This is a genomic window from Rhizobium sp. 05L419, assembly GCF_056397845.1.
This window is the reverse complement of record NZ_JBFTOF010000004.1, coordinates 268,308-289,329: the sequence shown is the minus strand read 5'-3', so window position 1 is coordinate 289,329 and position 21,022 is coordinate 268,308. Positions and strand designations below refer to the sequence as shown.

Annotated in this window: 27 protein-coding genes and 1 tRNA gene; 18 read left to right on the top strand and 10 right to left on the bottom strand. The window is 60.8% G+C overall.

The window, feature by feature from the left end; genetic code table 11:
* The gene (locus AC1DMK_RS07505; RefSeq protein ID WP_477858046.1) at nucleotides 1–1,278 is read left to right on the top strand and encodes a GNAT family N-acetyltransferase; all 1,278 of its coding nucleotides are present in this window, start codon (nucleotides 1–3) and stop codon (nucleotides 1,276–1,278) included.
* Here the strand turns inward: AC1DMK_RS07505 and AC1DMK_RS07500 are convergent.
* The gene (locus AC1DMK_RS07500) at nucleotides 1,253–2,905 is read right to left on the bottom strand and encodes an AMP-binding protein (RefSeq protein WP_477858044.1); all 1,653 of its coding nucleotides are present in this window, start codon (nucleotides 2,903–2,905) and stop codon (nucleotides 1,253–1,255) included. The genes AC1DMK_RS07505 and AC1DMK_RS07500 overlap by 26 nt on opposite strands.
* Nucleotides 2,906–3,086: 181 nt before the next feature.
* Between AC1DMK_RS07500 and AC1DMK_RS07495 the strand changes: the two genes are divergently transcribed.
* Nucleotides 3,087–4,067 carry an aldo/keto reductase gene (locus AC1DMK_RS07495; protein ID WP_477858042.1) on the top strand — a complete coding sequence of 327 codons (981 nt, stop codon included), beginning with the start codon at nucleotides 3,087–3,089 and terminating at the stop codon, nucleotides 4,065–4,067.
* Between the two features lie 247 nt (nucleotides 4,068–4,314).
* On the opposite strand, the gene AC1DMK_RS07490 is transcribed toward AC1DMK_RS07495, so the two are convergent.
* A complete protein-coding gene (locus tag AC1DMK_RS07490) occupies nucleotides 4,315–4,890 on the bottom strand; it encodes a TetR/AcrR family transcriptional regulator (RefSeq protein ID WP_477858040.1) in 576 nt (191 codons plus the stop codon).
* Between the two features lie 124 nt (nucleotides 4,891–5,014).
* Between AC1DMK_RS07490 and AC1DMK_RS07485 the strand changes: the two genes are divergently transcribed.
* From AC1DMK_RS07485 to AC1DMK_RS07465, 5 genes are all read left to right on the top strand, one after another.
* A complete protein-coding gene (locus AC1DMK_RS07485; protein WP_477858038.1) occupies nucleotides 5,015–6,313 on the top strand; it encodes an MFS transporter in 1,299 nt (432 codons plus the stop codon).
* Nucleotides 6,314–6,435: 122 nt separating this feature from the next.
* Nucleotides 6,436–6,520, top strand: a tRNA-Leu gene (locus tag AC1DMK_RS07480).
* A gap of 497 nt (nucleotides 6,521–7,017) precedes the next feature.
* Nucleotides 7,018–7,278, top strand: coding sequence for a hypothetical protein (locus tag AC1DMK_RS07475; RefSeq protein WP_477858037.1), 261 nt, complete (start codon nucleotides 7,018–7,020; stop codon nucleotides 7,276–7,278).
* Nucleotides 7,235–7,519, top strand: coding sequence for a type II toxin-antitoxin system TacA family antitoxin (locus tag AC1DMK_RS07470; protein WP_477858035.1), 285 nt, complete (start codon nucleotides 7,235–7,237; stop codon nucleotides 7,517–7,519). Before AC1DMK_RS07475 ends, AC1DMK_RS07470 begins: the two co-directional genes overlap by 44 nt.
* A complete protein-coding gene (locus AC1DMK_RS07465; RefSeq protein WP_477858033.1) occupies nucleotides 7,519–8,001 on the top strand; it encodes a GNAT family N-acetyltransferase in 483 nt (160 codons plus the stop codon). Before AC1DMK_RS07470 ends, AC1DMK_RS07465 begins: the two co-directional genes overlap by 1 nt.
* On the opposite strand, the gene AC1DMK_RS07460 is transcribed toward AC1DMK_RS07465, so the two are convergent.
* The 3 genes from AC1DMK_RS07460 to AC1DMK_RS07450 form a co-directional block, all read right to left on the bottom strand.
* Nucleotides 7,993–8,172: a hypothetical protein gene (locus AC1DMK_RS07460; RefSeq protein ID WP_477858032.1), complete on the bottom strand. Its 180-nt coding sequence runs from the start codon at nucleotides 8,170–8,172 to the stop codon at nucleotides 7,993–7,995. The two genes, AC1DMK_RS07465 and AC1DMK_RS07460, sit on opposite strands and share 9 nt — an antisense overlap.
* On the bottom strand, nucleotides 8,169–8,819 hold the full coding sequence (locus tag AC1DMK_RS07455) for an SOS response-associated peptidase (RefSeq protein WP_477858030.1): 651 nt from the start codon (nucleotides 8,817–8,819) through the stop codon (nucleotides 8,169–8,171). Before AC1DMK_RS07455 ends, AC1DMK_RS07460 begins: the two co-directional genes overlap by 4 nt.
* A 289-nt stretch (nucleotides 8,820–9,108) precedes the next feature.
* A complete protein-coding gene (locus AC1DMK_RS07450; protein ID WP_477858028.1) occupies nucleotides 9,109–9,420 on the bottom strand; it encodes a hypothetical protein in 312 nt (103 codons plus the stop codon).
* Between the two features lie 176 nt (nucleotides 9,421–9,596).
* Here AC1DMK_RS07450 and ligD point away from each other — a divergent pair, with 176 nt between their 5' ends.
* The 3 genes from ligD (at nucleotide 9,597) to AC1DMK_RS07435 (ending at nucleotide 11,332) form a co-directional block, all read left to right on the top strand.
* Nucleotides 9,597–10,643 (top strand): non-homologous end-joining DNA ligase, encoded by a 1,047-nt coding sequence (gene ligD / locus AC1DMK_RS07445; RefSeq protein ID WP_477858026.1) that lies wholly within the window; start codon nucleotides 9,597–9,599, stop codon nucleotides 10,641–10,643.
* 61 nt (nucleotides 10,644–10,704) lie between these two features.
* The gene (locus AC1DMK_RS07440) at nucleotides 10,705–10,887 is read left to right on the top strand and encodes a hypothetical protein (RefSeq protein WP_477858024.1); all 183 of its coding nucleotides are present in this window, start codon (nucleotides 10,705–10,707) and stop codon (nucleotides 10,885–10,887) included.
* A 160-nt stretch (nucleotides 10,888–11,047) separates the two neighbouring features.
* A complete protein-coding gene (locus AC1DMK_RS07435) occupies nucleotides 11,048–11,332 on the top strand; it encodes a hypothetical protein (protein ID WP_477858022.1) in 285 nt (94 codons plus the stop codon).
* 18 nt (nucleotides 11,333–11,350) lie between these two features.
* On the opposite strand, the gene AC1DMK_RS07430 is transcribed toward AC1DMK_RS07435, so the two are convergent.
* Together AC1DMK_RS07430 and AC1DMK_RS07425 are read right to left on the bottom strand one after the other, a co-directional pair.
* Entirely contained in the window at nucleotides 11,351–11,599 is a 249-nt protein-coding gene (locus tag AC1DMK_RS07430; RefSeq protein WP_037059332.1) for a hypothetical protein, read from the bottom strand.
* Nucleotides 11,589–11,921 carry a hypothetical protein gene (locus tag AC1DMK_RS07425; RefSeq protein WP_051973900.1) on the bottom strand — a complete coding sequence of 111 codons (333 nt, stop codon included), beginning with the start codon at nucleotides 11,919–11,921 and terminating at the stop codon, nucleotides 11,589–11,591. The genes AC1DMK_RS07430 and AC1DMK_RS07425 overlap by 11 nt, the downstream gene beginning before the upstream one ends.
* A 306-nt stretch (nucleotides 11,922–12,227) precedes the next feature.
* On the opposite strand from AC1DMK_RS07425, the gene AC1DMK_RS07420 reads away from it, so the two are divergent.
* From AC1DMK_RS07420 to AC1DMK_RS07410, 3 genes are all read left to right on the top strand, one after another.
* Complete coding sequence (locus AC1DMK_RS07420; RefSeq protein ID WP_477858020.1) at nucleotides 12,228–13,976, top strand: cation:proton antiporter domain-containing protein; 1,749 nt, start codon at nucleotides 12,228–12,230, stop codon at nucleotides 13,974–13,976.
* Between the two features lie 128 nt (nucleotides 13,977–14,104).
* Nucleotides 14,105–14,701, top strand: a complete 597-nt coding sequence (locus tag AC1DMK_RS07415; protein WP_037059328.1) for a YqaA family protein — start codon at nucleotides 14,105–14,107, stop codon at nucleotides 14,699–14,701.
* 22 nt (nucleotides 14,702–14,723) lie between these two features.
* The gene (locus AC1DMK_RS07410) at nucleotides 14,724–15,236 is read left to right on the top strand and encodes a disulfide bond formation protein B (protein ID WP_477858017.1); all 513 of its coding nucleotides are present in this window, start codon (nucleotides 14,724–14,726) and stop codon (nucleotides 15,234–15,236) included.
* A 24-nt stretch (nucleotides 15,237–15,260) separates the two neighbouring features.
* On the opposite strand, the gene AC1DMK_RS07405 is transcribed toward AC1DMK_RS07410, so the two are convergent.
* Together AC1DMK_RS07405 and AC1DMK_RS07400 are read right to left on the bottom strand one after the other, a co-directional pair.
* The gene (locus AC1DMK_RS07405; RefSeq protein WP_037059323.1) at nucleotides 15,261–15,818 is read right to left on the bottom strand and encodes an HNH endonuclease; all 558 of its coding nucleotides are present in this window, start codon (nucleotides 15,816–15,818) and stop codon (nucleotides 15,261–15,263) included.
* Between the two features lie 111 nt (nucleotides 15,819–15,929).
* Nucleotides 15,930–16,616 (bottom strand): DNA-3-methyladenine glycosylase family protein, encoded by a 687-nt coding sequence (locus AC1DMK_RS07400; RefSeq protein WP_477858015.1) that lies wholly within the window; start codon nucleotides 16,614–16,616, stop codon nucleotides 15,930–15,932.
* On the opposite strand from AC1DMK_RS07400, the gene gluQRS reads away from it, so the two are divergent.
* Nucleotides 16,615–17,493, top strand: a complete 879-nt coding sequence (gene gluQRS, locus AC1DMK_RS07395; RefSeq protein ID WP_477858013.1) for a tRNA glutamyl-Q(34) synthetase GluQRS — start codon at nucleotides 16,615–16,617, stop codon at nucleotides 17,491–17,493. The two genes, AC1DMK_RS07400 and gluQRS, sit on opposite strands and share 2 nt — an antisense overlap.
* On the opposite strand, the gene AC1DMK_RS07390 is transcribed toward gluQRS, so the two are convergent.
* A complete protein-coding gene (locus AC1DMK_RS07390) occupies nucleotides 17,458–18,372 on the bottom strand; it encodes a YihY/virulence factor BrkB family protein (RefSeq protein WP_037059317.1) in 915 nt (304 codons plus the stop codon). The two genes, gluQRS and AC1DMK_RS07390, sit on opposite strands and share 36 nt — an antisense overlap.
* Nucleotides 18,373–18,449: 77 nt before the next feature.
* Between AC1DMK_RS07390 and AC1DMK_RS07385 the strand changes: the two genes are divergently transcribed.
* Genes AC1DMK_RS07385 through AC1DMK_RS07370 form a run of 4 tightly spaced genes read left to right on the top strand, consistent with a single transcriptional unit; the run spans nucleotide 18,450 to nucleotide 20,935 of the window.
* The gene (locus tag AC1DMK_RS07385) at nucleotides 18,450–19,283 is read left to right on the top strand and encodes an SDR family oxidoreductase (RefSeq protein ID WP_477858011.1); all 834 of its coding nucleotides are present in this window, start codon (nucleotides 18,450–18,452) and stop codon (nucleotides 19,281–19,283) included.
* A 17-nt stretch (nucleotides 19,284–19,300) separates the two neighbouring features.
* Nucleotides 19,301–19,504 (top strand): twin transmembrane helix small protein, encoded by a 204-nt coding sequence (locus AC1DMK_RS07380; RefSeq protein WP_037059312.1) that lies wholly within the window; start codon nucleotides 19,301–19,303, stop codon nucleotides 19,502–19,504.
* Nucleotides 19,505–19,526: 22 nt separating this feature from the next.
* Nucleotides 19,527–20,105 carry a cob(I)yrinic acid a,c-diamide adenosyltransferase gene (locus AC1DMK_RS07375; protein WP_477858009.1) on the top strand — a complete coding sequence of 193 codons (579 nt, stop codon included), beginning with the start codon at nucleotides 19,527–19,529 and terminating at the stop codon, nucleotides 20,103–20,105.
* A gap of 41 nt (nucleotides 20,106–20,146) precedes the next feature.
* Complete coding sequence (locus AC1DMK_RS07370; RefSeq protein WP_477858007.1) at nucleotides 20,147–20,935, top strand: rhomboid family intramembrane serine protease; 789 nt, start codon at nucleotides 20,147–20,149, stop codon at nucleotides 20,933–20,935.
* The last annotated feature ends 87 nt before the right edge of the window (nucleotides 20,936–21,022 follow it).

The window sequence follows — 21,022 nt, the reverse complement described above, 5'->3', positions numbered from 1 at the left end:
ATGGTGCGCCATCCCCCCGCTACCCAGACGACAGATGCGACCGCCAACCGGATGGTTCACGAGCTTGCGGCGTTGGATTTCGATGTGCCGCAGGCCGAAGCACGCATCGACGTCGGAAGGCCTGGCCGCGAACTGTGCGTGTATTCCGGCAAGCTCGGATACGAGCTGCAGGATGAACTCGATTTTCTCTCCAACCGCGCGCTGGAACCCAACGTCTTTTTCACCGGCCGTTTCCTTGCGCCGGCAATGCCGCGGCTTGATGACCGGCAGGTCAATTTCGCGCTGCTGCGCGACCGGAGCGACGGCCGCAGCCGTTTGCGTGTCCTGATGCCTTTCTCCGTGGAAAGGCCCGGCTTTGCCGTCGGCCCGTCCATCATCCGCGTCTGGGCGAACAGTTTCGCACCCCTGGGCACACCTCTGATCGACACGGAGGACGCCGCCGAGACACTCGACAATCTGCTCGAAGGGCTGACAGCAGGCGATCTGCGGCTGCCGCGGATCCTGGTCCTGCCCGATTTGCGGCTGAACGGTATCTTTGCGCGCATGGCGCGCGCGGTCGCCATCAGCCGCAACCTGCCGATCACGATCACAAATCCCTATCAGCGCCCGATGCTGCAGAGCGACGAGGATGCCACCGTCTATCTTGGCAAGGCGGTCTCCTCCTCCCATATGCGCGAGATGCGCAGGCAGTGGCGGTTGCTGGAGGAGAAGGGCGCGGTCGCTTACAGCGTCGCACGTCAACCACATGAGATCCACACGCGCTTCGAGGAATTCCTAGCACTCGAAGGCGGCGGCTGGAAAGGCAAGAGGCGCAGCGCGCTCGTCACCGACCGCTATCACACGGCCTTTGCCCGTGAGGCCATCTCCAATCTCGCAGCCGTCGATGCCGTGCGCATACACAGCATCGATGTCAACGGCCGGGCAATCGCCTCGACGGTGGTGCTGCTGATGGGCGGCGAGGCTTACACGTGGAAGACCGCCTATGACGAGACCTATGCGCGTTATTCCCCGGGCAAGCTGCTGATGGGAGAACTGACCGAATGGCACCTCGATGACGCCAACATCGTGCGCTCCGATTCCTGCGCCGTCCCCGATCATCCGATCATGAGCCGCTTCTGGCGGGAGCGCGAAGACATGGGCACGGTGGTGATCGGCCTGTCGCAAAACGGCGACCGTGATGTGCGCCAGGTCGCAGCCCAGCTTCACATGTACAGCAGCACCCGCAATGTCGCGAAGATGCTGCGCCAGAAAATCATGTCGCTTGCAAAGCGGGGATAGCAGTCTCCGCGGCAGCCCGCTCCCGCAGCAGACGGCGGATCACCTTGCCTGAGGTCGTCAGCGGCAGCTCGCCGACGAATTCGACCTCGCGCGGATACTCGTGCATCGAAAGCCGCATCTTCACCCAGTCGCGGATATCGAGTGCTAGCGCTGAACTCGCTTCAAAGCCCGGCACGAGAACGACATAGGCCTTGACGATCTCGGTGCGCAGCGAATCCGGCTTCCCGACCGCAGCCGCAAGCTGAACGGCCGGATGCCCGCTCAGACAGTCCTCGATCTCGGCAGGCCCGATCCGGTATCCGGACGAGGTAATGACGTCGTCGTCGCGACCGAGAAAGGTAACGTACCCTTCTTCGTCCTGCCGGCCGATATCGCCGGTCAGCAGCCAATCGCGGACAAACTTGCGCTCCGTCGCTTCCAGATCGTTCCAGTAGCCGAGAAACATCACCGGATCTGGGCGTTTGACCGCAATCTGGCCTACCTGACCGCAAGCCACCTTTTCGCCGCTGCCGTTTATGACGGCAACGCGGTGGCCCGGCACCGCACGGCCGATGGCGCCTGCCTTGCTGACACCCATGGCAGCGCTCGATGACAGCACAAAATTGCACTCGGTCTGACCGTAAAACTCGTTGACCTCGACGCCGAGCGTCCGCCTGACCCAATCGTAGGTTTCCGCGCCCAGCGATTCGCCGGCAGCTCCGATCGTGCGGAGCGCAAGATCGTACTTGGCAAGGGGATCGGGCACCGCCTTCATCAGGCGAAGTGCAGTCGGCGGAATGAAACCGTTGCGCACCTTCATCTCGGCCATGATGCGATAGGCCATGTCAGGATCGAACTTCTGCGCCGGCGACGAGACGACCGGCACGCCGAGCAAAAGACTAGGCAGCAGCGCGTTCAGCAAGCCGCCCGCCCAGGCCCAGTCCGACGGCGTCCACATCTTGTCTCCCGGCTGCGGAAACCCCTCATGCGCAAACTGCATACCCGGAATGTGGCCAGCCAGAACTCTATGACCATGCAGCGCACCCTTTGGCGGCCCGGTGGTGCCTGAGGTGAAGATCATCAGCGCCGGTTCGTCCGGCCCGGTCGCAGCAACCTCGAAAACAGGCGAATGCGCCTCCACCAACCCGGCAAAGGACAATGCATCGCCACCGGCATCGACACTGATGACGGACACCAGATCGGGCAGGCGCTCTCTGATCCGCCGGATTCGCTCAAGCCCAAAACTGTTGGTGATCACAGCCGCCACGCCGGCAATTTTGAGCCGATATTCCAGAGCCTCGACGCCGAACAGCAGCGCAAGCGGCACCGCGATTGCCCCCATCTTGTAAATCGCCACATGCGCGATCACCGTCTCGAACGATTGCGGCAGAAGCAATGCGATGCGGTCGCCGCGCTTGAAACCCATGGAGACAAGCGCATTGGCAAGCGACGAGGAGCGGGCCGCGAGCTCACTGTAGGTCATGGAAAGATGGTTGCCATCGGGACCGAAATGCTCAAGGCAGATGCGGTCCGGTGCAAGCTCTGCCCAATCGTCGCTGACCGCCCGGCCGATGTTGAAATCGTCCGGAACGGTCCAGGCAAAATCGCGATAGAGATCGTCATAGCGATCGCGCGGCGGCAGTTTCATGGGCGAGGTCCGATTATGCTGCACCAGCTAACACCTTGTACACGGTGCGCGCAAGCGCACAACCGACCAGCGGTCCCGCGCTGACGCGCCAAACATTCTTCGACCGAATGGCTGACATTTTTGCGATCGCCGCCCTAGATCAGAAGAAGCGCCGGGGTGGCGATCGTGACGGAGCAATTTCATGGACTATTTGAAACTTGGCGGCACAGGGCTCGAGGTGTCGAAGATCTGCCTCGGCTGCATGACATTCGGCGAACCGGACCGTGGCAACCATAGCTGGACACTCCGCGAGGAAGACAGTCGCATCCTGATCAGGCAGGCGATCGACCTCGGCATCAATTTCCTCGATACGGCCAATACCTATTCCGACGGATCTTCCGAGGAGATTGTCGGCCGGGCGATCAGGGACTTTGCCAGACGCGACGATATCGTGCTCGCCACCAAGGTCTTCAACCGCATGCGGCCCGGCCCCAACGGTGCCGGTCTGTCGCGCAAGGCCATATTTGACGAGATCGACAACAGCCTGCAGCGTCTGGGGACCGACTATGTCGACCTCTACCAGATCCACCGTTTCGACGATACGACGCCGATCGAAGAGACGCTGGAAGCCCTGCATGATGTCGTCAAGGCAGGCAAGACCCGCTATATCGGCGCCTCCTCCATGTATGCTTGGCAATTCGCCAAGATGCTCTACACGTCGCGGGCCAATGGCTGGACCCCGTTCGTCAGCATGCAGGATCACCTCAATCTGCTCTACCGCGAGGAAGAGCGCGAAATGCTGCCATTCTGCCAGGACGAGAAGATCGCCGTGATCCCATGGAGCCCGCTGGCCCGTGGCCGCCTGACCCGGGACTGGGACGAAAAGACCGCGCGCAGCGAGACCGACGAGTTCGGCAAGACCCTCTACCATCAGGCGGAAGATGCCGACCGAGCGATCATCGGTATCGTTGGCGAACTGGCGCAGAAGTACGGCGTCTCCCGGGCACAGATCGCCACCGCCTGGATCCTGCAGAAAAGCGCCGTCACCGCACCGATCATCGGTGCCTCGAAGGCCAACCACCTGGTCGACGCGGTTGGCGCCCTCTCCGTCAAGCTCGCACCCGAGGATGTGGCGGCGCTGGAGGAACCCTATGTTCCCCATCGGGTCGAGGGCTTCAAATAACGCCATACGGCCCAGGATCGGCCGTCAGGCAAGGCCAGCTTTCCATCGACGCCATCGTCGGGAGCGTGCCTTCAACACGCGCCACCTCGCCGGAGACCCTCGAACCCCAGGGCCCCAGAGCCCCAGAGCCCCAGTGCCCCAGTGCCGATGCGTTCGAAAGCGAACTTCGCGCCGCGCTCAAACGATGGCTGCTTCTCCGAAACCGTCGAAATCAGTGGCCGGATCGCACGACGCGGCTGAGAGGCAGCTAGCTTTTAGCGCAAGAGAGTGCATCGCGCGCCGTAAACAGGAAGCTGTCGGAAAGCTCCCGGCTTTCGACGGCGCGTGCCAGGATAACGGCCCCCATCATCGCCGAAAGCGTCGTGAACCCCTTGTCGCGTCGCTCCTTGTCCGTACCGCCCGGGGCGATCCCCGACAGGATGTCGACCAGCGCCGACAGCCCATCATTGAATGTCTCGCGCACCTCGCCGCGGCTGCGGCTCACCTCCTGCACCAGCGAGGCAAAGACGCAGCTGCCGCCCGGATCGTCGACGCTGCAACGCGCGAGATAGTGGTGGACCAACGCATCGAGCGGACGGTCGGGAGCGGCTGATATGATCTCGTTCCAGCGGATCTTGACCTTCTCGATCAGCGCGCGACTGACCTCGAGCGCCAGATCCTCCTTGGATTCGAAGTGCCCGTAGAAGCCGCCATGGGTCATTCCCGCGGCCTTCATGATTTCGGCAACGCCGATGCCGTCAAATCCCTTCTCGCGAAAGAGCACCCCGGCGACCTGCAGGATCTTCTCCCGGTTTTCGGCAAATTTCTCTCGGCTGACCCGCATTCGGTTCTCCGCAAAATAGCTGCTTGACAATTTATATGACGTCCATCATCAATAATCAACAAATATGATGATCATCATCTAAAGGCCTGCCATCCCTTCCGACAACCCCAAACGGAACAGCCCAATGGTCTCCACTGCACTTGCCTCTTCGCTGGCGCGGCGCAACATCCACTACGGATGGGTTGTCGTCGCAGCAACCTTTGTCACCATGCTCGTCACAGCGGGCGCCATGGGCGCGCCCGGGGTGCTCATCAAGCCGCTGCAGGACGAATTCGGTTGGGAGACGTCGCAGATCTCGTCGGCGCTTGCCGTGCGACTGCTGCTCTTCGGCCTGATGGGCCCCTTCTCGGCGGCCTTCATGAACTATTTCGGCGTTCGCAAGGTCATCGTCTTCGCCATGATCATGATCGCCAGCGGCTTCGTCGGCTCGCTGTTCATGACCGAACTCTGGCAGCTGCTTCTCCTCTGGGGCGTCGTCGTCGGCCTGGGCACGGGCCTGACGGCAATGGTGCTTGCCGCAACCGTTTCTGCCCGCTGGTTCACCAGGCACCGTGGTCTCGTCGTTGGCATGCTGTCGGCAAGTTCCGCGACCGGCCAGCTCGTCTTCCTGCCTTTCATGGCGGAATTGACCGAGCGCTACGGCTGGCGCGCAACGGTCTTCTTCGTCTGCGGCATGATCATGTTCGCCGCATTGGTGGTTCTGGGCTTCATGCGCGACCGCCCATCCGATCTCAACCTGCCGTCCTTCGGTGAAGAGCACGTCACACCGCCGCCACCGGCGCAATCCGGTCTGCTGGCAATGCTCGCTACGCCGATCACCGTGCTCAAGGACGTGTCGAAGACCTCCACCTTCTGGATCCTCTTCGCCACCTTCTTCATCTGCGGCCTCAGCACCAACGGCTTGATCCAGACCCACTTCGTGACGCTCTGCGGCGATTTCGGCATCCTGCCGGTGGCAGCCGCCAGCGTGCTCGCCGTCATGGGCATCTTCGACTTCTTCGGCACCATCGGCTCCGGCTGGCTTTCGGACCGTTTCGACAACCGCTGGCTGCTCTTTTGGTATTACGGTCTGCGCGGCCTGTCGCTGCTCTTCCTGCCCTTCAGCGATTTCAGCTTCTACGGCCTGTCGATCTTCGCTGTCTTCTACGGCCTCGACTGGATCGCCACCGTTCCGCCGACCGTGAAGATCGCAGCCGACAGCTTCGGTCGGGAAAAGGCAGGGATAGTCTTCGGCTGGATCTTCACCGGTCACCAGCTGGGTGCGGCCACCGCCGCCTATGGCGCAGGCCTGTCGCGAACCGAACTGTCGAGCTATCTGCCAGCCTTCTTCATTGCCGGCGCATTCTGCCTGCTTGCGTCCGTTCTCGCGATCACGCTCAAGAAATCCGGTGGCATCGCGCCGGGCTCCGCCATCGCTCACTGAACTGGAGCTTCCGGCCGAATGCCTCCGGCCGGAAGCTCCATCAAATCAGCCCGATAACTTCACCCGCCGTCTTGCGCGCGCGGGCAAACGCATGTTAGACACCCGCCTCGTCGGTATCCGTTGCCCCATTGGCGGAATTGGTAGACGCGCTCGACTCAAAATCGAGTTTCGAAAGAAGTGCTGGTTCGACTCCGGCATGGGGCACCACTTCACAAGAACGCGATTGTTTTTGTGAGGTAATTGAACGGGTTTTGCCCACACATTTGGCGAACTACCGAGTTCAGGCGGACCAACGGCTTCGTCGAGTTCTTCGGCGCTATCGGCGCATTGTCATCGGCTGATATGGATCGGCTTTGGCACGACGGGGTTATACTCGACTATACATCGAGTGCGCAGAATCCCAGACTAGAATGTCGTTTCCTGCACGAGCCACCAAACAGGAAGAAAAGCCAAAGCAATAGCGGCTAGCCAGGCCGAGGCAAACTTTATCAGATACTGTCTGTTCGCCTTGGCTTCATTCCACTCGTAGTACATCGTCCACTCCCACACTGTGATGGCAGTGAAGCATTGCTTTCACGACGAGTCGAGTGCGGAACAGCAACACTCGTTCACGCGCTTTCCATTTGCATTTCCCGGAAGACACACACGAACCACCCCGACGTCCGCCGGGTGCTTCGGCGCGCCTGGTCGTGAACGGAAACTCAATGACACCCGAAAAATTCTACGCCGCGCTGCGAGCCAGCGGGCTGTTTGCGCGCGGCTCATCGCAGTCGCAGGTGAATGGCATCAACGCCCTGCTGCCGGCAGTTGCCGGCCTCGCCATCGACGAGATCGCCTACATCCTCGCACGGCCTATCACGAGAAAAGACAGGTACACATTGTGTATGCGCTTATGGCATTTGGGACTGAAGGAAAAACATTATGAGCAGCAAAAACTCGACCGATACCCATACCCGCGCCGTTAATTTGAGGGTTCGTGAAGACGTTCGCGTCCTGATCGACCGTGCCGCCAAAGCCCACGGCAAGACCCGGTCCGATTTCATGATCGACGCCTCACGCCGTGCTGCCGAAGATGCGCTTATCGACCAGACATTGGTGCAAGTCGATCCCAACAGCTACAAACACTATCTCTCCGTGCTCGACCAGCCGCCGGGCGGCGAAGGCTTCGAGCGGTTGATGAATGCCCCCAAACCCTGGCAGCCGTAATGTTGTCGGCACCGACGCTTCTCGGCGAAGCGCACAATCTCCAGCTATTCGACAGTGCGCATGATAGCCTCGACGAATGGCTGCGCCGCCGTGCGCGGGCCAATCAGGTCAGCGGCGCATCGCGTACCTATGTGGTTTGCGAGGCCGAGCGCGTTGTCGGGTATTATTGCCTGTCATCGGGCGCGCTCGCCGTTGTGGACGCACTGGGGCCGATCCGGCGCAACATGCCGGACCCCATTCCCTTGTCGGTCCTTGGTCGTCTGGCCATCGACCGCAACTGGCAGGGAAAAGGTATCGGAGCCGCGCTGTTGCAGGACGCCGTGCTACGTACCGGACAGGCGGCTCATATCATGGGCATTCGCGGCCTTCTGGTCCATGCGATTTCCGAAGAGGCAAAAGCGTTCTATGAGCACTATGGGTTCGTGGCATCGCCTGCGAATCCTCCGACGCTTGTCATATCGCTCAAAACGGCATCAGCTTGACGAGAATTCAGCTTCAATGGGAACGTCGGTCTCCCGGTACCACCAGCGCATCTCGACGCTGGCCGCCGAGGCAAAGCCGAAGCCTCCCCGTTTTCCGCAGCCAGTCACGTCGCAAAAATGGTTCACGTGGATTGTCGCGCCGGCGGCGGCACTGCGTCCATCATCGTTCATGGTCCAGCCACTTCTTCGACCGGCAGCAGAACTATCTGGTCGTTGAGCAATGGGCGCTGCAGTTTCTTTGCTTCGTCCCAGGGCGCAGTCATCCAGAGTTCAATCTCCTCTTTGTTCGTGAGGATTACCGGCATGGCTTTCGGGTGGATCGAGGCGACTACGGAGTTCGGCTCGCATGTCAGGAAGCCGAACAGTTCATGGCGTCCTGGGCGCGGGGTCTTCATGGATCCTCGCTCGCCGCTCCAACCGGTCCAAATGCCRGCAAAAAAGGCCAGCGGCTTGTCCTCGTCGAGAGCAAACCAGCGTTTTGTCTTCTTTGGTTTGGTGTCTTCCCATTCGCAGAATTCAGTCCACGGAACGACACAACGGTTCTCCGGTCTTAGCCAGCCCCGCCAATGCGGGGAGTCCACACGACGAATGTTGGTGACGCCAGTATCGGGCTTGCCAGCGGTGACAATCGGTGGTGACGGCATACCCCAATGCAACATGGCGATCTCGCGGCCCTCTGGCGTGTTTCGCACCACGGGCCCGGGTCGATCCGGAAAGACTTCCACCATCGGCTCAAGATTGCCGGAGGCGTCGATCATGGCTCTGGTGAACTGCCGGATAGCCTCTTGGTTCGAGGTCATGCGGTATAGGTTGCACATACTGGTCTCCGTGGGTCGCCAAAGCCCGAACTTGTCGACGTCGGTTGGTTCGATGAACTCACCCTAAACGAGCGCCCTGAATTCCAGCGCAGTCTGGCGCACGGAAAAAGAAAACACGAGATAGCCCTTTTCATAAAGGCTTGCATCATACGAGCGATGCGATCGATCGAGTTTCGTCGCCGCAGACATAATGGCCCACGCTCGACATAGGTGAGGTCATCCCAACACAAGGCAACCTGCTGCGGGTGTGTTGTCGATAGCATGAAGCGGGAGGGTGTGCTCCGACGTCTCATAGGACGCCATCCTTCCAGATCGGGATCTTCCTGATCTGGACCTTTTCCAAACGGCGGATCGGCAGATTGCCGAAATCAGCGCCGAACGGATCGTGGACCTTGAGCACGATATAGCGGCCGTTTCCGCACCGCTCACATCTGAAATGTCCAGACAGCCGATCAAGGCTGACATCATCGCGAAACTGCAGCAGATCACGCGGCAGATAGCGATGTGTGATCCGGCAGTGATGACAGGTTACGACAATCAACTGACCAGCCTCGGCCGCGTTCGTCAGCGACCAACGGCTCAGCTTTCTGCTCTCGTTCATTTCAGGCACTGGATTGGTCCGGTGTTATTTCAGTTGGTCAATCGTTCGGAGTAACATTTGTTCCCTCTATGTTCTCATCTCGCATGAAAGAGTCAAGACTCGCGTTTTGAGCCACTGGACGAAAATTAATCGCCTGCCATGTATCGAATCGAGGCTTGTCGAAAGGGTCCTGCGCTATGCGTCGCACGAAACCTCTCCTGGCGGATTACAAACCGCTCCGTAGCCGCGCCCGCAAGCCGCGCGACCCGGCGCAGCCGCACCTTCCATTCGACCCAATGCCCGATCGTATCGAGCCGTGCCTTGCTTTGCTGAAATCCAAGCCGCCGGTAGGACCGGAATGGACCTATGAAATCAAATGGGACGGGTACCGCGTCGCGGTTCATATCGAGCCCAACCGGATCCGTGTCATCACCAGGGGAGGCCATGACTGGACGCACCGCTTTCCGGCGATCGTCGACGCAGCCAAGCGGCTCGGCGTCGCGACTGCGATATTCGATGGCGAGGCGGTTGTTCTGGACGAGCAGGGCAGGCCGGACTTCGCGAGACTACAGAACGCGCTCGGCGGGCGGGGCGGCAAGCTACCGGCGGGGGACGCTATGCTTTACGCGTTTGACCTTCTCTACTTCGACGGTCACGACATCCGGAGCATGGAGCTATCCAGCCGGCGGCATCTGCTGGAATCGCTGCTGGCAAATGAGCAAGGCGCCATCCAGATCTCCCAACAGAGCGACGGTGATGGCGCTGAGATTTTCAATGCTGCCGTCGAGTACGGCCTCGAAGGGATTATCGCCAAGGACAGGGATAGCAGCTACCGCTCCGGCCGGTTGGGCGACTGGCTGAAAGTGAAGTGCATCCAGAGCGAAAGCTTTATGATCGTCGGCTACGAACACTCGATGTCAGCGCGAGGCGGGATTGGAAGTCTCATGCTGGCGGCGCGAAAGGGCAATGACCTGATCTATGTCGGATCAGTGGGGACCGGCTTCAAAGAACGCGAGGCACTAAAACTCCGGCCTATGCTCGATCGGCTGAAGCAGAAGACGCCGCCGGTCTCCTATGCCGGCAAGCGTAAGGATCTCGTTTGGGCGCAGCCGACACTCATCGCTGAGATCGAGTATCGCGGGTGGACGCATGACGGAATGCTTCGACATGCATCCTACAAGGGGCTTCGCGAAGTGCAAGATAACGCGGCGGTTTATGAAGTTCCGGGTTCAGCGGGAATCTAGTGAGGTCGCCCCTGACGACCTCGCTGCGTTTTTTCTGTCCAGCTATGGCAAGGAGACAAAGATGAGCACACTGCCAGCAATTATCATAGCCGGATCGCTGATCGGGCTAGCCACGATTATTTCGGCGTGCACGCCCGCACACAATTCAAATCGCGCCGATTTTCAATACCAACCAAGGACTTCCGTGAACCCAGCTTGTGCGGATGGCTTCAGACCGAATAACGACCGCTCATGCAGCTACTGAAGCGCGAGCCTGCGAGTGAGACACAAAATCTGAAAAGCATAGCGTTTCAGCGCAAGCCTGCTCTGCCTCGCATTTTCACAAGCTATTGATATTGCCAGGATGTTGTACTCCGGCGTGGGGCGCCACCGACGAACATGAGATCGATTTTGAGGACACGCCATTGGCCGATGCAGCGCCACCAAAGCCGTGCTATGATCCACCAATGAGCTACTCTCTCAGCGATCTGGAGTTGTCACGTCGGCGTGTGACGGAGGACAGGAAGCGTATTGCTTCGCTGGAGGCCTCGATTGATGGGACCACGCTACGCGGGGAGGCGAGCGGTTTGGCTCGCGATCAGCTGGTTGATCTGAACGAAACCCTAAGGTCCCATATTTTCGAACACGACCTCATTGCAGCAATGATCAAATCGGATCGGTCGGCGGTGCATCCGGAAAGCGAGGCATAAGGTCTCAAGGATTATTCGTCACACGCCGCAGCCGGCGCTGGGCAGCAGGTTGCTGTTTGCAGCCAAGGGGGCATTGCGAGGCACGGTGGCGAGATACATCACATAGCGGTCGGCAGCATCCGCGAGCGCCATCGCAGCTTCGCTTTCGCGCCAGCCGGCTTGAACGGCCCGGAGCACGAGCGCCCTGGCCGCCTGATCGAATACGCGGCGACATTCGCCGCTGCGCAACGCGTCATCGGCATAAAAGCTTGGCGCCTCAATGTCCATTCGTGCTCTCACGCGGCAGGCGCACGGGACGTTTGCGAAGTCTCAGCGGAAGCCCCTGGATTGCATAGCGATGGAAAGGAGAAATCGAACTTTTCCTGACCTGCACGAAGCGTCCAAAGTGACGTTCGAGCTGCAAGGTAAGGTCGGCATGCCCCGTTACGCCCTCCTGGAACAGCCGGATCAGCAAGTTGGCCGCAACGCCCGCAGAGCGAGGCTGTTCGAGCGCGCCGTCGTCGTCCGAATATCCCGCGTCGGCAAGAATGCCGTGCAGAAAATCAAGATCGTCGCCTGAGAGGTACTTTGTATCCACGTCGGAAGACATTCAGGTCCTCCTTTCGGTGTAGGGCTAGGGTTTGGTGACCCTCAACCAGCAGCGCCCGTAAAAGTGGCTACTGAAGGACTGACAATGCGCCCGAACGCGCTACAAAGCAATCAGTCGGGAGAAGAATGAAGAACGGCGGAAACCAACGGCATAACGCTTTCGTGATGCCATTGCTCCCTTGAGCGTTCCCGCAGCCGGCAGTTGAGAAGCCCGCCGTAGCGGAGCGCACGTGTTCCTTTCCAAATCAACTGTTTAATTTCCCTCGCACTTCGGTCAAAGTGGCGCCGCTAAGAGGGAAAGCGCCACGTGCATCAGGAAGTATCGCTTATCGCCACCGTAGCCGTCAGCTTTGTCTGCGCAGCGGTGCTCGGCTACATCGCCGATCGGTTGCGGCTGCCGCCGTTGGTCGGATATCTGATGGCCGGCATCTTCATGGGTCCGATCACGCCCGGCTTTGTTGCCGATGCCGGCCTTGCCAGCCAGCTGGCGGAGATGGGCGTCATCCTTTTGATGTTCGGCGTCGGCCTGCATTTCTCAGCCGCCGATCTCCTTGCCGTGCGCGGCGTTGCCGTGCCTGGCGCAATCGTCCAGATCCTGATCGCGACACTCCTTGGGATTGGCCTGGCACAATGGTGGGGCTGGGGGCTGGGGGCCGGCATCGTCTTCGGCCTTAGCCTTTCCGTTGCCAGCACCGTCGTTCTCCTCAAAGCGCTCGAAGAGCATAACCTCGTCGAGTCGGCGAGCKGGCGCGTCGCCATCGGATGGCTGATCGTCGAGGATCTGGCGATGGTCCTTGCACTGGTGCTGCTGCCCGCCCTTGCCGAACTGCTCGGCGGCCATGCGGCCGAAGGCGCAGTACATGGTGCGGGTCTGCCGCTGCCATTGACCATCGCGCTCACGCTGCTGAAGGTCGGCGCTTTTGCCGTGATGGCGATCTTCCTGGGGCCGAAGGTCGTGCCCTGGCTCCTCACCCGCGTCGCAAGGACGGGATCGCGCGAGCTCTTCACGCTGACGGTTCTGGCGATCGCGCTCGGCATTGCTTTCGGCTCGGCGCAGATTTTCGGTGTGTCCTTTGCACTTGGCGCCTTCTTCGCGGGCGTCGTGATGAGCGAATCCAATCTCAGCCACCGGGCCGCAGCCGATTCCCTGCCGCTGCAGAATGCCTTTTCGGTGCTGTTCTTCGTCTCGGTCGGCATGCTGTTCGATCCGTCGATTCTCGTGCGCCAACCGATGGCCGTTCTTGCAGCCCTCGCGCTGATCATTGTCGGCAAGGCAATCATCTCCTTCGCCGTCGTCGTGATGCTTCGTTATCCGATCGGCATGGGCCTGACGGTGGCGGGCGGCCTTGCGCAGATCGGCGAATTTTCCTTCATTCTGGCAAGCCTTGGCGTTTCGCTCGGCTTGCTGCCGCATGAAGGGCAGGATGTCATCCTCGCCGCTGCCATCATCTCGATCACTTTGAACCCGCTTGTCTGCGTCGCAGCGGAAGCGCTGGACACGCATGTGCATCACCGGTGGCCGGCGCTTTACGCCCGCTTCGGCCATCACCGGCACGAGGCGCTCGGCCGTGAACTCGAAAAGATCCGCGGGCTGAACGAGGAGCGGGAGCGTCAGCATCAATTGGAGATGCAGGAACTGATCGAAACTTTCCCGCTTTTCGCCAAGGTCGGCGAGGATTCGCAGGAGGAATTGCTGCTGCTCTTTCGCCCGAAATCCGCCCTGCCCGGCGAACGCGTGATGCGCAAGGGGGATCGCGGCGACGGCATGTACTTTCTCTCCTCCGGTGCGGTGGAAGTGCAGCTCCCCGGGGTGCCGATCCGGCTCGAGCCGGGTGCCTTCTTCGGCGAGATGGCGCTTTTGAGCGGCGGCCGCCGCACGGCCGACGTCGTTGCGGTCGACTTCTGCCAGTTCTTCGTTCTGGAACGACGCGACTTCAACATGTTCACCGCAAAGCACCCCACCCTGCGCGAGGCGGTCAGCCAAATGGCGCGCGAGCGAACCGAGATGAACGTCATGCGCCAGAAACACGACGAACGCTCCGGCATCGCGTCCTGATTTCCCAGAACGGGGCCCCGCCAATCACGAAGATTTTTTCGCCGCACCGCCGCATGAACGACACAGCAAGCATTTACAGGCGGATGCGCGCCCCATAAAGCTCATGCACCCAACGCGAAAGGATCGGAATGCTTCGCAGACTGTACGACTGGACCATGTCGCTTGCCGGCCGCAAATCGGCGGAGGTATGGCTTGCCGTTATCGCCTTCGTCGAAAGCTCCATCTTTCTGGTTCCGGCCGACGTTCTCTTCCTGCCGATGGCGCTTGCAAAGCCCGAGCGCGCCTACCGATATGCGCTGGTGGCAACTGTCGCTTCTGTCCTCGGCGGCATCGCCGGCTGGATGCTCGGCTACTACGCCTACGACGCGCTCGCTCGCCCCGTCCTCGAATTTTACGGCAAGCTCGACGCATTCGAACAACTGAGGGTCTACATTCACGACGAGTGGGAAATCCTGCTTCTGCTCCTGGTAACCTCCGGTCTGGCACACCTGCCGCCGATCAAGGTGGTGACGATTCTCGCCGGCGTCATCCACATGAACCTCGGTTTCTTCGTCATCTCGGCGATCGTCGCCCGCGGCGCCCGCTTCCTGTTTCTCGCCTGGCTGCTTCGCCGCTATGGTGAGCCGATCCGCCATTTCATCGAAAAGCGCCTCGGCCAGGTTGCGGGCATTGGCGCCGCAGTCCTGATCGCCCTCGGCATCGCCTACAAATTACTCGCCCACTGAGCCAACCGCCCGGAGCTCCTGCATGCCTGCCTCGTTCTCCCTCCGCCGCCCGGCCTTCATCTATTCGATCCTGCTTGCAACAGGCATGGCGGCCGTCGTCGGCACCGCGCTCGGTTTCCAGTACATCGGCGGCTATATCCCCTGCGCACTCTGCCTGATGCAGCGCCAGCCCTACTACTACGCCGTCCCGATCGTCATCATCGGCGCAGTCGCCTCGGCCATCGGCCTGCCGAACTGGATCGGCCGCACATTCCTTTTGGCCGGCGGTATGCTGATGCTCGTCGGCGCAGGCATGGGCGTCTATCATGCAGGTGTCGAATGGCACTTCTGGGCGGGCCCCGCGACCTGCTCGACCACGGCCAGCAGCATGTCTCAGAACGCCGGCGATCTGTTGACGGAGCTCAATACGATCAAGGGCCCATCCTGCACGGACGCAGCGCTACGCGTTCTGGGGCTGTCCTTCGCCGGCTGGAACGTTATCGCAAGCATCCTTCTTGCGGCCTTGGCTTTCATCGGCGTGCGCAGATCGGCTTGAGCCTCACGCTGATCGATAAATTGATCAGGGCTGCAGTTCGCTATCCCAGTAGAGATAATCGAGCCAGCTGTCGTGCAGATAGTTTGGCGGGAAGAGCCGGCCGTTGTTGTGCAGATCCTGCACCGTCGGCTGATACGGCTTCTGATGCGGGAACATGCCTGCCTGCTTCGGCAGCTTGCTGCCCTTCCTGAGATTGCAGGGGGAACAAGCCGCCACGACATTCTGCCAGGTCGTCTCGCCGCCATGGGCGCGAGGGATGACATGGTCGAAGGTCAGATCGTCATGCTCGCCGCAATACTGGCACTCGAACCTGTCGCGCAGGAACACGTTGAACCGCGTGAAAGCCGGATTGCGGGAGGGCTGGACATAAGTCTTCAGGCACACGACACTCGGAAGCCGCATCGAAAAACTCGGGGAGGAAACCGAGTGTTCGTACTCTGCTATGATATTCACACGGTCAAGGAAGACCGCCTTGATCGCGTCCTGCCAGGACCAGAGCGACAAGGGATAATAACTCAGCGGCCTGTAGTCAGCGTTCAGGACGAGCGCTGGCAGGGCCTGGGGGGAGACTGCAATCGTCAAGGGACTCTCCTGATCGATTCGGCATCTGCATTCTTATATTAGGCCGGTTGTGACGGCATTGTGAAGTCCAATAAATTCAAGCAACATCATGGCGTTTATAAGTGTGGCACTTCAGGCCACAGGCAGCAGGCCGCGCCCGAGCTTTGCGGCATAATAAGCCCAGAAAAGCCGGGCTGCGACAGATCTCCACGGCGACCACGCCTCTGCCAGTGCTGCAAGTTTCTTTGGAGTGGGTCGCTCGGCGAGACCGAATGCCGCAACCACGGCATTCTGAAGCGCCACGTCGCCGGCGGGAAAAACATCGGCATGCCCACCGCAGAACATCAAATAGACCTGTGCCGTCCACGGACCGACACCCTTGAGCGCCGTCAGTTCGGCAAGCGCCTCGTCGGGCGGCTTGCCGGAGAGCGCAGGCAAATCTAGCCCGCCGGACACGGCTTTCGCTGCGATGCGCGACAGGGTCTCCGCCTTGGCGCGCGACAGACCGAACGCCCGCCAGGCCTCGGGATGGAGCAGAGCGTAGTGTTGCGCCGTCAGTATCCCCTCGACCGGCAGCATGCGACGCCAGATCGCCTCGGCGCTGGCGCGCGACACCATCTGCGAGACGATGATATGCGCCAACCCCTCGAAGCCGGGCTCGCGCAGCCGCAGCGGCAGGGAACCGGCCGCAGCGGCAATAGGGACGAGGCGCGGATCGAGGCGTAGCAACTGCTCCAGCCCTTGTCTCACATCTTCGTCATTGCGAATGATCTGCACGCTTCCTCGCGATCGTTTCGAATCCGTGGCAGAAGAAAGCATGATTGCAAATCCCCGTCAAAAGCCCGTCTTTCGTTTTGCGCCGAGCCCCAACGGGCCGCTGCATCTCGGTCACGCGCTCTCCGCCTTCCTCAACCGCGACATGGCGAACGCGGCCGGCGGTCGCTTGCTGCTACGTATTGAAGACATCGATCTGACCCGCTGTACACCCGAATTCGAAGCCGGCATCCATGCCGATCTTGAATGGCTCGGCATCGCCTGGGAGACGCCGACAAGGCGGCAGTCCGAGCATTTCGCAGACTATCAGGCAGCGCTAAGCCAGTTGATCGATCGCGGACTTGCCTACCCCTCCTTTCTGACCCGCGGCGAGGTCAAGGCACGCGTTGCGGCCTTGCAGGACACCGCCACACCCTGGCCTCGCGACCCCGACGGCTCGCCCCTCTATCCACCAGACGACCGCGAGCGCTCCGAGTTCGACCGGCAGCAATTGCTGGCCTCCGGGCTGAAGCATGCCTGGCGGCTCGACACGGAAAAGGCGCTGGCGCTCGTTGGCGCGCTGTCGTGGAAAGAAGCGGGCGACGCAGAAAGGGGCGACATCACCGCCGACCCCGGCGCATGGGGCGATGTCATCCTGTCGCGATCCGACGCGCCGTCGAGCTATCATCTCTCCGTCGTCGTCGACGATGCGCTCCAGGCAGTGACCCACGTCGTGCGCGGGCTCGACCTCTTCCACGCGACCTCGGTGCACCGGCTGCTGCAGGCTCTGCTCGGTCTGCCCGCACCCACCTATCACCACCACCGCCTGATTGTCGGCACCGACGGCCGCAAGCTCTCCAAGAGCGAGGGTGATAAAGGTCTTGCGGAGCTGCGCGACAAGGGCCTGTCAGTGGCCGACATCCGCCATCTTGTCGGGCTTTGACGCCTTCGTGCCCTGGCCGCTCAGGAAATTGTGCTTGAAGATCGCGCGAACGCGGAACTTCATCAGCGCCGCGTTTATCTCCGCGCCGATGATGAAGATCACCCCGATCATGTAGAGGAAAATCAGCGCGATCATCACCGAAGCGAGGCCGGCATAGGTCGCCGTATAGTTGGCGAAGGTCGCCAGGTAATAGGCAAAAATCAGGGCGCCGACAAACCAGCACACCAGCGTCAGCAGCACGCCCGGCACGACATCCAAAATCCGTCGCCGTCCAGCCGGCAACCAGAGGTGCGCGACGAAGAGGCCGACCGTCAGAACCAACAGTGTGCCGTAGATACGCCAGTCGAAGACCACATCAAGCGTGTCGGCAAATAGCGGGAACCATCGGCGGGCGTAATCGAGCGCCAACGGCACAGCCACCAGCAGAATGCTGATGGCCGCGAATATGACGACCGCGATCAGCACGTAGCCGAGGCTGGCAAGGCGGGTGAAATACCATGGGCGCGTCTCCTGAACGCGATAGGCGCGGTTGAGCGAGATGCGCAACGCCTCGACGCCGTTGGAGGCAAAATAGGCGGCCGCCAGCACGGAAATCGTCAGCAGCCCACCGCGCGGAACGGTCAGCACCTGCAGGACCTGGTCGGCCAGCGGCTTGGCAATCGCCTCCGGCCAAGTATCGAAGACAAGGTGAACAGCCGTCGAGGAGAACTGGTCCGCGCCGAGAAAATTGGCGAGCGCCGTACCGAAGATCAGGAAAGGGAAGACCGCAAGCAGACTTGACAAGGCGACATGGCTTGCCATTGCGAAACCGTCATCTTCGATGAAGTGCCAGATCGCGTCATAGGCCACATCATAGAAGATGCGAAAAATCTTCGGCATTCCAACTCCCGGCATTCCTCATTGTGTCGCCCGTCCGAATATGGGAAACGAGTCCGACTTTGTACAGGAATCATTCCATGTCGGATCAGCGCACAATCATCGTCACCGGATGTTCGTCCGGGATCGGCGCCTATTGTGCCCGCGCGCTGAAGGCGGATGGCTGGCGGGTCTTTGCGACCGTTCGCAAACAGGAAGATCTTGCTCCGCTCGCAGCCGATGGCATCGAGGCGTTTCGAATGGACTACACCAGCACCGATTCGATCGCAGATTTCGTGCGCGAGGCGACCGCGCTAAGCGGCGGCCGCATCGATGCGCTGTTCAACAACGGCGCCTATGGCCAACCCGGAGCAGTCGAGGACCTGAAGACCGACGTCCTGCGCGAACAGTTCGAAACCAACGTCTTCGGCTGGCATGAACTGACGCGGCAAATCATCCCGCTGATGCGCAAGCGCGGCCAGGGGCGTATCGTCCAGTGCTCGTCGATCCTCGGCGTCGTGCCTTATCGCTACCGCGGCGCCTACACGGCTTCGAAATTCGCGATCGAAGGTCTCAGCGTCACTCTGCGCATGGAGCTTCAGGGCAGCGGCATCCACGTGAGCCTGATCGAGCCCGGGCCGATCACTTCGCGCTTCACCGCCAACGCGCTCGCGAAGATGAACGAACACATCGACCTCAGGAACTCCGTGCATGCGACCGATTACCGCCGGCAGCTCGCGCGCCTTGACGGATCGGGGGAGCCCAATCGACATAAGCTTGGCCCGGAGGCTGTCTATGCCGTGCTCAAGCACGCATTGAACTCGAATAGTCCGAGACCACATTACCCCGTAACCACCCCGGCAAAGCAGGGCCTGGTACTGAAGAGACTGCTTCCCGCCGATCTCTTTTACCGTCTGATGCGCTGGGTGGACTGAGCAGGAAAGCCAACGAAATGTCTACGGTCACCTACGTTCTCGCGATCATCGTCATGGGCCTCGTCGCCATCGTGCTGATCCGCGGTCTCTTCAACATGCTGAAGGGCGGTGATGCGAATACGTCCAACAAGCTGATGCAGCTGCGCGTGCTCCTGCAGGCGATCGCGGTGTTTCTCATCATGCTGACGCTCTGGCTGACCGGCGGCGGTCGCCCTACCTGATAACGAGAAGTGGGAGGGTGGCATGGTCAAGCTAAACAAGATCTACACAAAGACAGGCGACGACGGCACCACCGCGCTGGTCTCCGGTCCGCGACGTTTGAAGGACGATCTGCGCGTTGAAGCCTACGGCACCATCGACGAGGCCAATTCGGCGATCGGCATCGCGCGGCTGCACATGCAGGGCATGCCGGTGCTCGACGCGATGCTGATGCTGATCCAAAACGACCTTTTCGACCTCGGCGCCGATCTCGCGACACCCGATACGGGCGAAAAGCCCGAATACGAGCCGCTGCGCATCATCGAAACGCAAGTGGCCCGGATCGAAAACGACATCGATCAGCTGAACGCCGATCTGCAGCCGCTGAAATCATTCGTGCTGCCCGGCGGCCATTCGGCGGCAGCCCATCTGCATCTCGCTAGAACCATCACCCGTCGCGCCGAACGGCTGATGGTGACGCTTGCCCGCGGCAAGGGCGAAATCGTCAGCGAGGCGGCGTTGAAATACGTCAACCGGCTGTCGGATTTCCTCTTCGTCGCCGCACGTCACGCCAACGATCGCGGCCTTGCGGATGTACTTTGGGTTCCGGGGAAAAACAGATAGGCTTGCCTCCAAAGTGACAGGGAACCCGGGGACAGGCCTGCATGTTCATACCGCTGCACGATGCCAATACGCTAAAGCACATCAAGCTCCAGTGGGTGACCTTGGGTTTGATTGCAGCCAACCTTGTGGTCTGGCTGTTTACCGGGCTGATTGCCAGCGAACAGGTGTCGAAGGCGACTTTCCTCGGTCTCGGCTACATTCCGGCTGTTGCCTTTGACGATGCGGTGCTGCCGCCGTCGCTGGAACTCGTGCCGGAGCCGCTGACCTACATCACCTACGCCTTCGTCCATTCGGGCTTCTGGCACCTCGCTTCGAACATGCTGTTCCTCTGGGTCTTCGGCGACAATGTCGAGGATGCGATGGGGCATGTTCGCTTCCTCGTCTTCTATCTCCTTTGCGCGATTGCCGGCGCGCTTTGCCACGGCCTTGTCGCAACCACCTCGCAAGCGCCGCTGATCGGCGCTTCGGGAGCGATTTCCGGTGTCGTGGCAGCCTATTTGGTGCTGCACCCCAGAGTGAGGGTCTGGGTTCTGGTGTTCATGCGCGTTCCGCTGCCCTTGCCGGCCTTCGTGCCGTTGGTCCTTTGGATCGGCCAGCAGTTCGTGATGCTGGCGCTCGATCCGGACGGCGGCGTGTCCTGGGGCGCGCATGTCGGCGGCATCGTCGCTGGCGGCTTGCTGGTGCTCATCATGCGCCGCCGCGGCGTGCCTCTGTTCGACCGCGAAGTGGTGACGCCAAGAGCCGTCAGGGACCGGCCCGGATCCACCCCCGCGATGGTGGCGATATCCGGCCAACTGCCACGTCCGCGCCTGCCCTGGGACAAGCGATAACCAGCATTATTGACGTGAACGTAACCGTCATATATTTGCGGGTGCAATTTGCCTGTCTGCGTCATGGAAGCGTTGTGTTTGGAGGAA